13 protein-coding genes and 1 pseudogene are annotated in these 14,302 nt (G+C 66.0%); 6 read left to right on the top strand and 8 right to left on the bottom strand.

Translation table 11 applies throughout. The features are described from left to right. Positions 1-9 precede the first annotated feature (9 nt). Complete coding sequence (dapE, locus tag BHQ40_RS16265; RefSeq protein ID WP_070156873.1) at positions 10-1,152, top strand: succinyl-diaminopimelate desuccinylase; 1,143 nt, start codon at positions 10-12, stop codon at positions 1,150-1,152. A 182-nt stretch (positions 1,153-1,334) separates the two neighbouring features. Here dapE and BHQ40_RS16260 read toward each other — a convergent pair whose 3' ends face one another. The 4 genes from BHQ40_RS16260 to BHQ40_RS16245 form a co-directional block, all read right to left on the bottom strand. After that, a complete protein-coding gene (locus BHQ40_RS16260) occupies positions 1,335-3,014 on the bottom strand; it encodes a putative bifunctional diguanylate cyclase/phosphodiesterase (RefSeq protein WP_070156872.1) in 1,680 nt (559 codons plus the stop codon). A 109-nt stretch (positions 3,015-3,123) separates the two neighbouring features. Further along, entirely contained in the window at positions 3,124-3,672 is a 549-nt protein-coding gene (locus BHQ40_RS16255; RefSeq protein ID WP_070156871.1) for a Smr/MutS family protein, read from the bottom strand. After that, a complete protein-coding gene (gene mltA / locus BHQ40_RS16250) occupies positions 3,647-4,954 on the bottom strand; it encodes a murein transglycosylase A (RefSeq protein WP_253183389.1) in 1,308 nt (435 codons plus the stop codon). The genes BHQ40_RS16255 and mltA overlap by 26 nt, the downstream gene beginning before the upstream one ends. After that, entirely contained in the window at positions 4,951-5,607 is a 657-nt protein-coding gene (locus BHQ40_RS16245; RefSeq protein WP_070156870.1) for a Tim44/TimA family putative adaptor protein, read from the bottom strand. Before BHQ40_RS16245 ends, mltA begins: the two co-directional genes overlap by 4 nt. Positions 5,608-5,850: 243 nt before the next feature. Here BHQ40_RS16245 and secB point away from each other — a divergent pair, with 243 nt between their 5' ends. From secB to BHQ40_RS16225, 4 genes are all read left to right on the top strand, one after another. Continuing rightward, a complete protein-coding gene (secB, locus tag BHQ40_RS16240) occupies positions 5,851-6,351 on the top strand; it encodes a protein-export chaperone SecB (protein ID WP_070156899.1) in 501 nt (166 codons plus the stop codon). Positions 6,352-6,378: 27 nt separating this feature from the next. Beyond that, positions 6,379-7,965 (top strand): murein biosynthesis integral membrane protein MurJ, encoded by a 1,587-nt coding sequence (gene murJ, locus BHQ40_RS16235; RefSeq protein ID WP_070156869.1) that lies wholly within the window; start codon positions 6,379-6,381, stop codon positions 7,963-7,965. Between the two features lie 5 nt (positions 7,966-7,970). Next, a complete protein-coding gene (trpS, locus tag BHQ40_RS16230; RefSeq protein ID WP_070156868.1) occupies positions 7,971-8,975 on the top strand; it encodes a tryptophan--tRNA ligase in 1,005 nt (334 codons plus the stop codon). Between the two features lie 169 nt (positions 8,976-9,144). Further along, on the top strand, positions 9,145-9,819 hold the full coding sequence (locus BHQ40_RS16225) for a DUF4136 domain-containing protein (protein WP_070156867.1): 675 nt from the start codon (positions 9,145-9,147) through the stop codon (positions 9,817-9,819). Positions 9,820-10,414: 595 nt separating this feature from the next. On the opposite strand, the gene dnaA is transcribed toward BHQ40_RS16225, so the two are convergent. The 3 genes from dnaA to mutM form a co-directional block, all read right to left on the bottom strand. After that, positions 10,415-11,812: a chromosomal replication initiator protein DnaA gene (gene dnaA, locus BHQ40_RS16220; RefSeq protein ID WP_435593925.1), complete on the bottom strand. Its 1,398-nt coding sequence runs from the start codon at positions 11,810-11,812 to the stop codon at positions 10,415-10,417. Between the two features lie 476 nt (positions 11,813-12,288). Beyond that, the gene (gene rpsT, locus BHQ40_RS16215; protein ID WP_070156865.1) at positions 12,289-12,552 is read right to left on the bottom strand and encodes a 30S ribosomal protein S20; all 264 of its coding nucleotides are present in this window, start codon (positions 12,550-12,552) and stop codon (positions 12,289-12,291) included. 164 nt (positions 12,553-12,716) lie between these two features. Further along, the gene (mutM, locus tag BHQ40_RS16210; protein ID WP_070156898.1) at positions 12,717-13,529 is read right to left on the bottom strand and encodes a bifunctional DNA-formamidopyrimidine glycosylase/DNA-(apurinic or apyrimidinic site) lyase; all 813 of its coding nucleotides are present in this window, start codon (positions 13,527-13,529) and stop codon (positions 12,717-12,719) included. A 185-nt stretch (positions 13,530-13,714) separates the two neighbouring features. On the opposite strand from mutM, the gene BHQ40_RS26245 reads away from it, so the two are divergent. After that, on the top strand, positions 13,715-13,888 hold the full coding sequence (locus tag BHQ40_RS26245) for a hypothetical protein (RefSeq protein WP_171905875.1): 174 nt from the start codon (positions 13,715-13,717) through the stop codon (positions 13,886-13,888). 101 nt (positions 13,889-13,989) lie between these two features. Here BHQ40_RS26245 and BHQ40_RS26240 read toward each other — a convergent pair. Next, positions 13,990-14,302 (bottom strand): annotated as a pseudogene (locus BHQ40_RS26240) (hypothetical protein); the annotation flags it as partial.

Here is a 14,302-nt window from a genome sequence, read left to right as displayed (position 1 = left end):
CGCACGGCGATGTCCACGACCAGTACCGTTCCCACCGCACTGGCCCTTGCCAGCCGCCTGATCGCCTGTCCGTCCGTCACCCCCGCGACCGGGGCGGTGTTCACGGCGATGGAGGAGATGCTGACGCCGCTTGGCTTCACGGTGGAACGCTTTGTGTGCGGGGAGGCTCCGGACGGGCCGGTGGAAAATCTGCTGGCGGTGCGGGACAGCGGCGCGCCGGGGCCGCATTTCGCCTTTGCCGGGCATCTGGACGTGGTGCCGCCGGGCAATAACTGGACCAGCGATCCGTTCACGCCGGAACTGCGCGGCGACCTTCTCTACGGGCGCGGTGCGGTGGATATGAAGGGGTCGATCGCCTGTTTCGTCGCGGCGCTGGCGGCCGCGCCCGGCCTGCCCGGTACGGTCAGCCTGATCATCACCGGCGACGAGGAAGGCCCCGCCGTCCACGGCACCGTCGCGCTGATGGAGCGCATGGCGGAGCGCGGCGTGAAGCCGGACCTGTGCCTTGTCGGCGAACCGACCTCGGTCAACCGGCTGGGCGACATGGTGAAGATCGGCCGGCGCGGATCGGTCAATATGTGGATCACGGTCAACGGCATGCAGGGCCATGTCGCCTATCCGCATCTGGCCGACAATCCGATCCCGCGCCTGCTGCGCATCCTGACCGCGATCGAGGCGATCGAATTGGACGCAGGCACCGACTGGTTCCAGCCAAGCAATATCGAGATTACCGACATCACCGTGGGCAATCCGGCGACCAACGTCATCCCGGCGCAGGCGACGGCGCGCCTGTCGATCCGCTTCAACGACCAGCATAGCGGCGCCGGCCTTGTCGAGCGCATCCGCGCGCTGGTCGAGGCGGAAGGCGGCGTGCTGGAGGCGAAGATCAGCGGGGAGGCGTTCCTGACCGCGCCCGGAACCTTCTCCACCCTCATCTCCAACGCGATCCAGACCGTGACCGGCATCGCGCCGGAACTGTCGACGACCGGCGGCACGTCCGACGCGCGCTTCCTGTCAAAACTGTGCCCGGTTGTGGAATTCGGCCTGACCAACGCGACGATGCACAAGCTGGACGAGGCGGTGGCGGTGCAGGATCTGGAGCAGTTGACCGCGATTTACGGGGATATTCTGGTACGGGTGCTGACGAACTAACCGTTCCGAAATTTGGCGCTATTTCCGCCCGTCAGCGATCATCCATCGCAGTCATGCCGGGCCTGACCTGGCATCCATTGGCTCGACTGTAGAGATAATGCGCTGCGATTGAGGCTCATGGATCCCGGATCAAGTCCGGGATGACGGCGGATCATTGTGGAATTAGGGGCTTCTGCGCCTCCCTACGCATCCAGCACCTTCTGCCCCAGCCGTGAGGGCGCGAAGCGGGCGAGATAGTCCTCCTCGTTAAGCGGAGTGGACAGATGATAGCCTTGAAACACCGTGCATCCCATAATGCGCAGCATGTCCACCTGATCCTGGCTCTCGACCCCCTCGACCACGGTTTCCAGGCCGAGACCCTGGATTAGCCCGATCACGGCGCTGCATATGGTCCGCGCCTCGGCCGACAGGGTGATATCCTCGACAAGGCTGCGGTCGATCTTCACCCGGTCGACGGGCAGGTCCTTCAGGCGCGACAGGTTGGAGTAGCCGGTGCCGAAATCGTCGATGGCGATGCGGACGCCATCCTTGCGCAGCGCGTGCAACTGGTCGAGCAGCCGCGCCTCCATCTCCATGGCCAGCGTTTCGGTGATTTCCAGCTCCAGTGCCTCCGCCGGGGTTCCGTGCCGCGCCATGGCGTGGCGCAGGCGCATGAAGAAATCGACCTGCGCCAGTTCGCGCGTCGAAATGTTGATCGCGATGCGCTGGGTCAGCCCCGCCTGCGCCCATTCCGCCGCGGTCTGGCACACCCGGTCCATCACCCAGTCGCCCAGTTCGACGATGACGCCGGTTTCCTCGGCAAAGGGGACGAAGGTGCCGGGCAGCACCATGTCGCGATCCGGGTGCGCCCAGCGGACCAGCGCCTCCGCCACCACTGCGGCGCCGCTGCCAATGTCGATCTGCGGCTGAAACTGCAAAACGAACTCGCCGCGCTCCAGGGCGATGCGCAGGTCGCGCTCCAGCTCCGCCCGGCCTGCGGCGGCGCGGGCCAGCTTGGCGGTGAATAATTCCACGCGGCCCCGGCCATTGGCCTTGGCATGATACATGGCGATATCCGCCGACCGCAGAAGGGCGCTCAGCGTCTCGCCATGGTCGGGATAATAGGCAACGCCGATCGACGCGCCGAGATCGATCTGCTGCCCGCCCAGGTCGAAGCGTTCGCCCAGCGCGAACTGGATCGCGCGGCCGATGCGCGCGGCGGCCTCACGGCGCGGCAGAGCGGGGAAGAACAGGGTGAATTCGTCACCGGCAAGGCGGCCGACCACGGCATCGCCCGATCCCGCGCCGACCTGGCTCATCACCACCTCGCGCAGCCGCCCGGCGACGCGCGAGAGCAGGAGATCGCCGGCGGCATGGCCCAGCGTGTCGTTGACGGCCTTGAACCCGTCCAGATCGATGAAGAACAGCGCGCCCGGCCCTTCGACCTCGCCCTCCACCAGCAGCCGTTCGACCTGACGGCAGAAGCTGGTGCGGTTTGCGAGACCCGTGACCGGATCGAACATCGCGAGCAGGTGCACATTGTCCAGATTGGTGCGCACCTGGCTGAACAGGCTTTCCATCGCCACGCCCAGGTCGGGAAGGTCGCGCTTCACCTCTGGCGCGACGGGCGCCTGCAGGTCGCCATGCGCTGCGCTCAGCAGCCGCTCGGCGGCGCTGTCCACGGATGCGGCGATGCCGGAAATGGTGCGCTGCGCCGACGCCCAGCTCATCGTGCCGCAGATGATCGCGACGATCAGCGCCCGGCCGATGTCCTCGACGTCGCCATAGGCTCCCTGCCCCGCAATCAGGGCAAGGATGAAGGCAAACGCCCCGGCGCTCGCCGCAAAGGCGAGCGCGCGGCTCTTGAGAGACACGCCTTGCATTGGCCCCCTTTGGCCCGCGTCACAACCATGATGCCCGACGGGGCACCGCTCAGGGGGTCAGTTATGAATGGCATTGGTTAAGAAACTTTCCGATCCGGCCGGTTTTTGCTCATCTTTTTCGGCGCAGGATGATGTAGAGCGCGCCTGCCCCGCCATGCCGGGGATGGGCGGTGCGCACGCTGGCGATTGCGCCTGCATGCGGGCCGGACGCCAGCCAATGGCCGATCTCCGCGCGGATCGCGCCGCGCCGCGAGGAATCGGCATTTTCCGAAGGATTCCGCGGCCGTCCGGTGATCACCAGCACCACCCGCACATCCTGCGCAATGGCGAAAGCGAGGAAGCGGTTGAGCCGCAGATGCGCGGCGGCAAGGCTGTGGCCATGCAGGTCGATGGACTGTTCGGGGCTGATGCGGCCGCTGCGAATCTGCTTTTCCCAGCTTCCGTCCAGGACGTCTGCGGGGCGTTTCATTACCTCCGCCGCGGCGGGGGCTGGCTTCGCGGGCGTTAACGACATTATCGCCGGGCCGGCCTTTCTGGCGGGCGCACGGACCGGCTGCGGCTCGGTTTCGGGAAGCGGGATCGGCGCGCCGGGGCGGACGGTGCGGGCGACCTTGTCCCAGGCGGCCCGCTCCTCAGCGGTCAGACGACGGCCAGCCATTGGCCTGCGCCAGACGGGCATAGGTGCCGATCGGCAGGAGCAGCAGCACGCTGCCCCGCGCCGACATGCCGCCCGCGATCGATCGCGCGCGGGAGCCTGCGCCCCAGAAAGTATCGAAGCGGTTCGCGCCCTTGATCGCGCCGCCGGTGTCCTGCGCGATCCAGATGCCGTTCGGCTCCGCCCGGTCCATCGACAGCAGCACGGGCGCGCCCAGCGGCACATATTTGGGGTCTGCGGCGACCGTCGCCTCGCCCGTCACCGGCACGCCCAGCGCGCCGAGCGGCCCTGCGCCGGTCAGCTCCTTGAAGAAAACGAAGCTCTTATTCTCGTTCATGATCGCCGCGCCCTCGACGGGGTTGGCGCGTATCCAGGCCATGATGTCATGCATCGACCCCGCCTGGATCAAGCCGCGATCCTTCATCAGCTTGCCTATGCCGGTATAATCGCGGCCATTCTGCCCGTCATAGCCGATGCGCATCACGCTGCCGTCGGGCAGGCGCAGGCGGCCGCTGCCCTGCACCTGCAGGAAGAAGAATTCCACCGGGTCCTTGGCCCAGGCGATTTCCAGCCCGCGCCCGGTGAGCGAACCCCCAACGATCTCCGACCGTTCATCGAAGGGGACGAAATTGGTGCCCTGCACCTTGCCCCGGATCGTCTTGCCCTTCAGCGCGTCGCTGAACTGTCCGAGATTGACGTCGATCAGCTCGCGCGGGCGGGCATAGATGGCGACATCATAACCGCTGCGCCGGTCGCGGGAGCCAAGGATTTCCGGTTCGAAATAGCCGGTCACCAGCCCCTTGCCGTCGCCGACCTGCACGCTTTCGAAATAGCGGCGGAAAAATTCGGTGGCGGTTGCGTCCGGCCAGCTTGCGGCGGCGCTGCACGACTGTTGCCAGTCCGAACCCTGCGTCAGCCCGCTCTGGTCGGCGCGGCGCAACAGGGAGGGGCAGGATATGCGGAACGCCTGCAGCGCGAGGCGGGATCGTTCGCCCGACTGCAGCAGGTCGCCGATCGGCGGGCCTTTCACCAGCCCCGCCCTGACGGCGTTATTGGTGTCGGTGTCGACCGCAGGCGTCGTCGCGCCCGGCGGCGGCAAAGCGGGGCGCGGCGTCGCGGGCACGGGACGCGCGGGCGCTTCGGCTGGCGGCGGACGGTGCGTGGGGGCGGGGCGGGAAGGACGGGCTGGCCCGCCATTGGGGATCAGGCCCCCGGAGCAGGCGGACAGGAGCAGCGCGCCGAGCAGCGCGGCGCTGCGGCGCGCCCACCGCTGAGGGGCGATCACGCCGCCTCGTCGGTTTCGATCAGTTTCCAGTTCGGGTCGGCGCTGCGGATGTCGCGGCTGAACGTCCAGGCGTCGAAGGTCGACACCGCGTCGGTCATCGACCCGGCGACGACATTGCCGTCTTTGTCGCGCGTGACGGCGGCGATATCCGCGTCGAAACGCATCGTGACCTGGGCGATCCGCCCGTTCAGCGACGCTTCGATCACCTGGGCGCGGTCGATTCGGACCAGCCGGTTTGCCAGCACATGCCCTTCCGCCTCACGGGCGGCGATCGCTTCCTCGAAGGAGGCAAGCACATCGGCGTCGCACAGCCATTCCAGTTCCTTGCGGTCGCCGCGCCAGAACGCCTCAAGCACCTGGCCATAGGCGGCCTTTGCGCCCTCGACGAACTGGGGCACGTCGAAATTGCGGTCGGCGGCGATCAGCGTGCGGATGCCCGCCTCGGCCTCCGGCGCGATCAGGCCGGGCGCGGCGCGCGCGGCGTCGCCGATGGCGTCTCCGCTTGTCCGGGGCTGCAGGACGGTGACTTTCGCGCGCTCATCCGTCTGGATCGGCGCGGGCTGCTGCTCATGGCCGGTGCGCTTGCCCAGAACCGAGTAGAGACGCAGGGCGAGAAATCCGGCGACGAAGGCGAGAATGACGATGAGATACACTGTAGTCCAAAACCTCCGGCACGAGGGACAGGGCCAACATAGGCACAATTGCGCCCTGTTTCAAATAGCAAGCGCGGTTTTGCGATATTCGGCCCCGCGCGGATGATTGGCCGGGCTGGCGCATCGGGGTTCGGCGGCATTGCTCTGTCCCTCGCCCCCTGCTAAGCGCGCCGTTCGTACTGGCGACATGGAACCGATATTGGCCATGCGCCGGGGGCAACAGGGACAGATTAAGGACGCATGATGGCGGATCAGGCCGACAGCAACGCAACAGTGGGCAACGGAGCGGACAATCTGCCGCAGATCGGGCTAATCACCCAATATGTGAAGGACTTGTCGTTCGAAAACCCCAACGCGCCGGGCGTCTATCAGTGGCAGACCCAGCCCAATATCGACGTGCAGTTCAACATCGGGTCGGACCGCGTGGCCGACGACCTGCATGAAGTGCAGCTCAAGATCGAGGTGAAGGCGACCACCGACGCCGGCACCGCCTTTGCCGTGGAGCTGCTCTATGCGGCGCTGTTCGGCATGCGCAACGTGCCCGATGATCAGGTCAACCCCTTCCTGCTGGCCGAAGCGCCGCGCCTGCTCTTTCCGTTCGCCCGCCGCATCCTGGCCGATGCCGTGCGCGACGGGGGCTTCCCGCCGCTGCTGCTCGACCCCATCGATTTCGGCGGTCTGTATGAGCAGCAGGCGCAGGCCGCGCTGGCGCAGTCGGCGGGCGCACCCATCGGCAACGCCTGATCCCGGCGCTGGGCGCGGGGGCGGCGCATGAGCCTGCTTAGAGCCTCCGGCGTCATTGGCGGGCTGACCCTGGTCAGCCGCATATTGGGCATGGTCCGCGACATGCTGGTCGCGCGCTATCTGGGCGCGGGGCTGGCGTCCGACGCCTTTCTGATCGCCTGGCGGCTGCCCAACCTGTTCCGCGCCCTGTTCGCGGAGGGGGCGTTTGCGGCCGTGTTCGTGCCGATGTTCAACCGCACCATGGCGGAGGCGGACAAGGACAATCCCGGCAGCGGCAAGGCGGCCGCCATCGCCTTCGCCGGACAGATATTGTCGGTGCTGTTCCCCTTCCTGCTGATCTTCACCGGATTGATGATGGTTCTGGCCGCGCCCGTCGTGTGGGCGATGACCGGCGGCTTTCCCGATGGCGGCGTTGAGAAATTCAACCTCGCCGTCACGCTCACGCAGATCACCTTTCCCTATCTGGCGCTGATATCGCTGGTGTCGCTGCTCGGCGGCATCCTCAATTCGCTTGATCGCTTCTGGGTGAACGCGGCCGCGCCGGTGTTGCTCAACATCTGCATGATCGTCGCCGTGCTGTTCTTCCGGGGCGATACGGAAGTCGCGACGGCGCATACGCAGGCGATTGCGGTCACGGTATCGGGCGCGGCGCAACTGCTCTGGCTGATCTGGTCGTGCCGCCGCGCGGGGGTCGTCCTGCGCCTCGGCCGGCCGCGGCTTTCCCCGCCGGTGAAGCGGCTGCTCGCGCTGATCGGCCCGGCGGCGCTCGGTGCGGGGGCGATCCAGTTCAACCTGCTGGTGTCCACCTCGCTCGCCGCCCGCTTTCTGCCGCAGGGCGCGGTCTCCTATCTCTATTATGCCGACCGGCTGAACCAGTTGCCGCTCGGCCTGATCGGCATCGGCGTCGGCACGGCGATCCTTCCCGCCCTGTCGCGCCAGATCGGGTCGGGCAATGAGGCCGCCGCGTCCCACACCCAGAACCGGGCGATGGAGCTGGCGCTGTTCCTTTCCCTGCCCGCCGCCGTTGCGCTCTGCGTATCGGCCGTGCCGCTGATCCGCGGCCTGCTCCAGCATGGCGTGTTCACCGCCGCCGACACGATCGGCGCGTCGGGCGCGCTGACGGCCTTCGCGATCGGCGTGCCCGCCTATGTGCTGATCAAGGTGCTGACCCCCGGCTTCTACGCGCGGCAGGATACCAAGACGCCGGTCCGGGTCGCGGTATTCTCCATGCTGTTCAACCTTGTCGGCAATCTGGTGCTGATCTGGCCGCTCGGCCATGTCGGCGTCGCGGTATCGACCGCCATCGCCGCCTGGGTGAATGTGATCGTGCTTTACTGGCTGCTCCACCGCCGCGATCAGCTCCGCATGGACGACCGCTTCCGGGCGAAGGCGATCCGCATCCTGGGCGCCAGCGCGGTGATGGGCGCGGCGCTCTGGTTCCTCAACCCGCTGCTTGATCCCTATATGGCGAGGGGCCTGATGGAGCGTGTCGCCGCGCTCGCCCTGTTGTGCGGGCTGGGCGGTCTGGTCTATGCGGTCGCGGCGTTGGCGCTTAAGACCTACGCGATTTCCGAACTCCGGTCGCTGTTCCGGCGGCCCTCCAGAACGAGCTGAACCCTATGCGTGTCCTTTCCGGCATCCAGCCGACCGGCAACCTGCACCTTGGCAATTATCTGGGCGCGATCCGCAACTGGGTCCGCATGCAGGATGAAATGGACTCGGACAGCCAGTGCTTCTTCTTCCTGGCCGACATGCATTCGATCACCGTGCATGAGGAGCGCGCCCAGCGCCTGCGCAATGTGCGTGAAATGGCGGCGGCGCTGATCGCGGCGGGCATCGACCCGGATCGCAGCGTCCTGTTCAACCAGGCGCGCGTGCCCGCCCATGCGGAGCTGCAATGGCTGCTGAACGGCACGGCGCGGATCGGCTGGCTGAACCGCATGACCCAGTTCAAGGACAAGGCGGGCAAGAACCGCGAGGGCGCATCGGTCGGCCTCTACGTCTATCCAGTGCTGCAGGCGGCGGACGTGCTGCTCTATCAGGCGACGCATGTGCCGGTGGGCGAGGATCAGAAGCAGCATCTGGAGCTGACCCGCGACGTGGCGGTCAAGTTCAACACCGATTTCGGCGTCGACCTGTTCACCATTCCCGATCCGATCATCCCCAAGGAGACGGCGCGGATCATGTCCCTGCGCGACGGGACGTCGAAAATGTCCAAGTCCGATCCATCGGACATGAGCCGCATCAACCTGACCGACGATGACGACGCCATCGTGCAGAAGATCCGCAAGGCCAAGACCGACCCGGAGCCGCTGCCCGAAACCGCCGCCGGTCTCGAAGGACGGCCGGAGGCGGCCAATCTGGTCGGCATCTTCGCCACCTTCACCGGCGCCACGCCCGATTTGGTCTGCGCGCAGTTCGTGGGCCAGGGGTTCGGCGCGTTCAAGCCTGCGCTGGCCGAGGTGCTGGTCGAGGCGCTCCGCCCCATCCGCACCCGGTTCGAGGAATTGAAGGGCGATGACGCCGCGCTGGACGCGATCCTGATCAAGGGGGCGGAAAAGGCCGCGGCCGCCGCCGAGCCGACCCTGCGCGGGGCCTATGATGCGCTGGGCCTGATGCGCTGAGCCTGATGCGTTCGGCGCGCGCTGACGGTTTTCCGCGCCCGGCAACGTCCTCATTTCATGGAAACCGTAAGGTGCGCAATGCGTTCAAACGGTGTTCAGTTGCGTTATGCTACGGCATGACGCAGATATGAGGCACAGGGCGTTCCGCCCACGACCAGGACAAAAGACAATGACCATGTTTCGCAGGATCGGCATGCTCGCGACGCCGGCCTTGGCGCTGTTCGCGCTTTCCGGCTGTGCGACGTCATTCAAGGCCGATGTGGCGCGTTTTCAGCAGCTTCCTCCGCCCAGCCAGGGCCAGACCTTTACCGTGGTCGCGGATGATACGCGACTGGCTGGTGGCCTTGAGTTCAGCCAATATGCGGGCCTTGTGTCCTCGCGGCTGAGCCAGCTTGGCTATACCGCCGCGTCCGACCCGGCCAAGTCCGATCTGGTCGTGCGTATGCGCTATATCGTCGACAATGGGCGTGAGAAGGTGCGCAGCACCGGCTTTGGCGATCCGTGGGGCGGCTGGGGCTATGGCCGCTTTGGCGGCGGCTGGGGCTATCCCGGCTTTTACGGCCGCCGCTACGCCTATGGCTTCTACGACCCGTTCCTCTTTGGCCCCGGCTTCGGCGGCTACAACGACGTGTCTAGCTATACCGTCTACACCAGCCAGCTTGAGCTGAAGATCGATCGCGCCGGAGACGGCAAGCGTGTGTTCGAAGGCACGGCTTCGGCCCAGTCGCTCAGCAACAAGCTGACCTATCTGGTCCCGAACCTGATCGAGGCGATGTTCACCAACTTCCCCGGCCAGTCCGGCGAGAATGTGAAGATCACCCTGCCGCCGGAGCCTAAGGCATAGGCCCGGCGCATTGACCGGAATAATGTGACAGGCGGTGGCTCCCAGGCACGTCTGACAATTGCCCGGCGGCCTCCCTAAAGAGGCCGCCGGTTTTTTTTGAATCATCCGAATCGGTTAGATCGAATCGATCCCTCTTAAGGACCGTCTTGCGAGTCGTGGGCGCGGCGACAGGGCGCGATTCACGTCTCCGGCAACCGCGCAACGGGCAAAATCCCTCAATCCGTCGCGGTTACGGTGTGGTTAACCAGATTTTACTGGACTCTTGACCGCCGCCGGAGCCTGTATGCTGCACCGCACATAATTCCTGTGCGTAAAGACATAAACTGGTCGCATTTTGGAATATTGACGCAATCGTGGAGACCCGCGTTCGCCGTCAAATGATTGGAGGACACCATGACCATGCTTGCAATAGGCGCTGCGGCCCTAGCAGCTACAGCCGTGGGTACCGTTCTTGGCGCTGCGGCGCTTCTGTGCCTTGCGGAGCCTTCGTCTCCCGCTGAATGGGACTGGCAGCAGCACCGCTGACCGCCATTATAGCATGACCCGCGCAGCAGGCTGCGGCCCTGTCTGACGACCGGCCGGCAGCCTGTATCGCTCACCCTTCCAACTTACGCTGCAGTGCACGAATATCGGCGTCGATATCCGCATGATCGCGGCGCAGGGTCTCGATTGTGCGAATGGCGTGGATGACGGTGCTATGGTCGCGTCCGCCAAAGATGCGGCCGATTTCCGGCAGCGACCGCGGCGTCATCTTCTTCGACAGATACATGGCGACCTGACGGGGCCGGGCCACCGCGCGCGCGCGGCGCTTGGACCGCATTTCCGCCGGATCGATGCGGTAATGGGCGGCGCAGGCCTTCTGGATCTCATCGACGGTGATGCGGCGCGCATTGGCGCGGATCGCGTCGGCCAGCATGCTCTGGGCGAAATCGAGGTCGATCTTGCGGCCGGTCAACTGGCCATAGGCGACCAGCTTGTTGAACGCCCCCTCCAGCTCGCGGACATTGCTGCGGATGGCGCGCGCCAGGAAATCGATCACGGCGTCTGGGACCGGCGGGTCGCCCGCTACGCTGCGCTTGGCCTCCAGGATGGCAAGGCGCAGGTCGATGTCGGCGGGCTGGATGTCGGCGACCAGGCCGCCCGCCAGCCGGGACAGGATGCGCGGGTCAACCGCGTCCAGGCTCTGCGGCGCGCGGTCGGCGCTGATCACGATGCGCGCGCCGCTCTCGACCAGATCGTTGATCGTGTGCAGGAACTCCTCCTGCGTCGATCCCTTGCCCGCGATGAACTGGATATCGTCGATCAGCAGCAAGCGGGCGGCGCGCAGCCGCGCCTTGAACGCCATCGTGTCGTTCGCCCGCATCGCGTTCACAAATTCCATCATGAACTTTTCGGCCGACATGTAGATGATCGGCGCGGCGGGCGAATGCGTCAGGAAATCCTCGGCAATGGCGTGCAGCAGGTGCGTCTTGCCCTGTCCGGTGCCGCCATGGATGAACAGCAGGTTGAAGCGCGGGTTCGCCTTCGCCGCCATCGCCCGCGCGGCGGAATGGGCGAGCTGGTTGCTTTCCCCGGTGATGAAGGAGGCAAAGGCGTGCCTGGGCCGGAAGCCGGGCGCGGACGCCGCAGCGGCGGGCGCCTGCTCCTCGGTCCGGGCTTCCTCGACCGGCACGGACATCAGGCGCGGCGCGATGGCGTCCGGCGCCTTGATGATGCGCACGTCGCGGACACCGGCATTGGCCGCGCGCCAGGCAAGGCGCAGGCGGTCGCCAAACTGGCCAGCGACGAAGGTCGCCGAAAAATCGGACGCGACCAGAATGTCCAGCGTCTGGGAAAAAGAACAATATTCGCCAAGCCGGGCGGGCTTGAGCCATTGGTCGAACATCTTCGCGCCGATGTCGCGGCGCAAACCGGTGCGTATCAATGACCAGGCGGCGTCGATCCGGGCATTGTCCTCGCCCGTCGCTTCGCTTGCCACCTGACCCTCCTCCATTGCCATTGCGACCCCAGCCCCCTCATTCGCCCGTCATGTGCATGACGCACTATCCTTCACAGGGGAAACCGGCTTTGCCGTTTCTCCTGGATCGGACACTCTCAAACCTTGCAGCAGGCAGGAAACCTGATTCGATTCCCGCCCTGTTCAGACAAACTAGACAGCCCGGAGGAGGGGGATCAAGGGCGCGGCCAGTCAAAAAACTGAAATAAAAATATTGACTCGCCAAAGAGCAGCAAATGCAGGGACTTAATATAAGTATCTGAAAATAAAGGGCTTTAAATTCCGGTTAACCATGGCCGCGTGCGAATCGTGGGAAAAGCGTCGCTTTGCATCGCACAGCCCTGCCTTGGCCCTGCCTTGGCCCTGTTTTGGTCCCGAATTGGTCGCGAAAAGATTGGGAAACAGAAGGCGCACAAAGAAAAAGCCCGCCCGAAACAATGCCGGGCGGGCTTTTCAAACCAGTGTGCGGCGGATCAGCCCAGCGCGACGACGCGCTTGGTGAGGCGGCTGAACTTGCGCGATGCGGTGTTCTTGTGAAGCACCCCGCGGGCGACGCCACGGGCCAGCTCCGGCTGCACCGAAGCGAGCGCGGCGGTGGCGGCGGCCTTGTCGCCGGCGTCGAGGGCCAGTTCGACCTTCTTCACCAGAGTACGGATGCGGCTGACGCGGCTGCCGTTGATTTCTGCCCGCCGGGCGTTGCGGCGGATGCGCTTCTTTGCTTGCGGCGTATTTGCCATGCCTGTCCTCAAAAAAACCGAAAATCATGGATAGAGCAGCGCGCAAACCATGCGCCCGGCTCATGAAGGTGCGGCCCTTAGCTTGGAACGGCGGGACCGTCAACCGCGCGCAGCCGTTTCGCGCGATTTTCCGCGCCTGCCGCCCGGTTAATGCGTCCTGCGCCCTATCGCTGGCATTTGGGGCAGAAGAAGGTTGAGCGGCCGCTGTCCACCTGCCGGCTGACCGTGCCGCCGCAGGGGCAGGCAAGCCCTTCCCGCCCATAAACCCGCCATTGCTTGGAAAAATAGCCCAATTCCCCGTCGGGCCGGGCATAGTCACGCAGGGTGGACCCGCCCGCCGCGATCGCGGCTTCCAGCACCTCGCGAATCGCATCCACCAGCCGCGAGAGGCGCGGGCGGGACAGGCCGCCGCTTTTGCTGCCCGGCGCGATGCCCGCCATGTTCAGCGCCTCGCACACATAGATATTGCCCAGGCCCGCGACGATTCGCTGGTCCAGCAGGGCGGCCTTTATCGGTGCGGCCTTCCCCGCCAATATGCGGAACAGATAGGCGGCGGTGAAATCCGGGCCGAGCGGCTCCGGACCCATGCGGGTGAAGGGATCGTAAAGCGAAAGCGCCTCGCTCCGCACCAGATCCAGCGACCCGAAGCGCCGGGGATCGTTCAGCGCGAGTCGCCGCCCCGCCTCCGTCTCCAGCACCAGATGGTCGTGCGCGCCAATCTCTCCGGGGTCCACGCGCCACCGGCCCGACATGCCGAGGTGGAATATCATCGTATCGCCCCGGTCGGTGGCGATCAGGCCATATTTGGCGCGGCGGGACAGGCCGGTGATCTGCGCGCCGGTCATGCGCTGGCGCAGGTCGATGGGGATCGGCCAGCGCAGGTCGGCGCGGCGCGGCTCGACCAGCGACAGCCGCGCGCCGTCCAGCACGCTGCGCAATCCGGCGACGGTGGTTTCGACTTCGGGAAGTTCAGGCATGGCAAGCCCATGTAGGCGTCGTCCGTCCGTCAGGCCAGCGCTTTGCCCAATGCCCAGCGCTTTGCCCAATGCTTTGCCAGACCCTCCCCCTCGCGCGGACCACAATCGCGCTACAAAGCGACATCTCGCCGTTACGTTGCCGTCCGATCCCCTGTCCGGGGAAGGGCCGCTGCGAAAGTATCGATATGGCGAGACCAAGGACGAAACCGGCGCTGTGCGCCAGCGGGCGGCACCGGCCGGACATCCACCGGACATGCGACGATGACGGCGTCACCCGCACCCATTGTCTGGATTGCCGGTGCCAGCTCGTGCGCACTCTCGCGTCGCGGGCCTGGTACCGGTCGGGCATGTTTTTCTGACGCTAGGCCGCAGCCGCCGGACATACGGGCGGCGCATAAAAGGTCCGCCACCCATTCGGATGGCGGACCCATCCCCCGGAGGGGGCGGCAAGGGCCGGTAATCAGGTGGTGGCGGGGGTCAGTCGCCTCCATCCCGTGGACGCCTTGCCGAAATCATAGATCGGCTGGGTGCGGACTTCCTTCGTCACCGTCTGGCTCTGCTGCGCGGCGATGGGCTGCTCGGCGCTGACCGGCTGGCTCTGGCGAAGGGCCGCCTCGCCCTTGTGCATCAGGAAGTTCGCGCGGCGCAGGCGGTTCTTGCGCGTCAGGAACGGATTGGCCTGCGTCGGCTGCTCGGCGACCATGGCCTCCAGCGACGACGCCGGAGCCGCCGTCGATGCCGCCGCAGTCGGGCGCACAGGCTCATCCGCATAG

Source organism: Sphingobium phenoxybenzoativorans (assembly GCF_001757355.1).
GTDB classification, from domain to species: domain Bacteria; phylum Pseudomonadota; class Alphaproteobacteria; order Sphingomonadales; family Sphingomonadaceae; genus Sphingobium; species Sphingobium phenoxybenzoativorans.
The sequence above is the reverse complement of the archived record's forward strand: the minus strand, read 5'-3'. Positions and strand labels throughout refer to the sequence as shown.

Bases quoted from the DNA above. Each gene is read 5' to 3' on its own strand.
- dapE (WP_070156873.1), top strand. From the start codon at position 10: ATGTCCACGACCAGTACCGTTCCCACCGCACTGGCCCTTGCCAGCCGC.
- BHQ40_RS16260 (WP_070156872.1), bottom strand. From the start codon at position 3,014: ATGCAAGGCGTGTCTCTCAAGAGCCGCGCGCTCGCCTTTGCGGCGAGC.
- BHQ40_RS16255 (WP_070156871.1), bottom strand. From the start codon at position 3,672: ATGGCTGGCCGTCGTCTGACCGCTGAGGAGCGGGCCGCCTGGGACAAG.
- secB (WP_070156899.1), top strand. From the start codon at position 5,851: ATGGCGGATCAGGCCGACAGCAACGCAACAGTGGGCAACGGAGCGGAC.
- murJ (WP_070156869.1), top strand. From the start codon at position 6,379: ATGAGCCTGCTTAGAGCCTCCGGCGTCATTGGCGGGCTGACCCTGGTC.
- trpS (WP_070156868.1), top strand. From the start codon at position 7,971: ATGCGTGTCCTTTCCGGCATCCAGCCGACCGGCAACCTGCACCTTGGC.
- BHQ40_RS16225 (WP_070156867.1), top strand. From the start codon at position 9,145: ATGACCATGTTTCGCAGGATCGGCATGCTCGCGACGCCGGCCTTGGCG.
- dnaA (WP_435593925.1), bottom strand. From the start codon at position 11,812: ATGGAGGAGGGTCAGGTGGCAAGCGAAGCGACGGGCGAGGACAATGCC.
- rpsT (WP_070156865.1), bottom strand. From the start codon at position 12,552: ATGGCAAATACGCCGCAAGCAAAGAAGCGCATCCGCCGCAACGCCCGG.
- mutM (WP_070156898.1), bottom strand. From the start codon at position 13,529: ATGCCTGAACTTCCCGAAGTCGAAACCACCGTCGCCGGATTGCGCAGC.
- BHQ40_RS26245 (WP_171905875.1), top strand. From the start codon at position 13,715: ATGGCGAGACCAAGGACGAAACCGGCGCTGTGCGCCAGCGGGCGGCAC.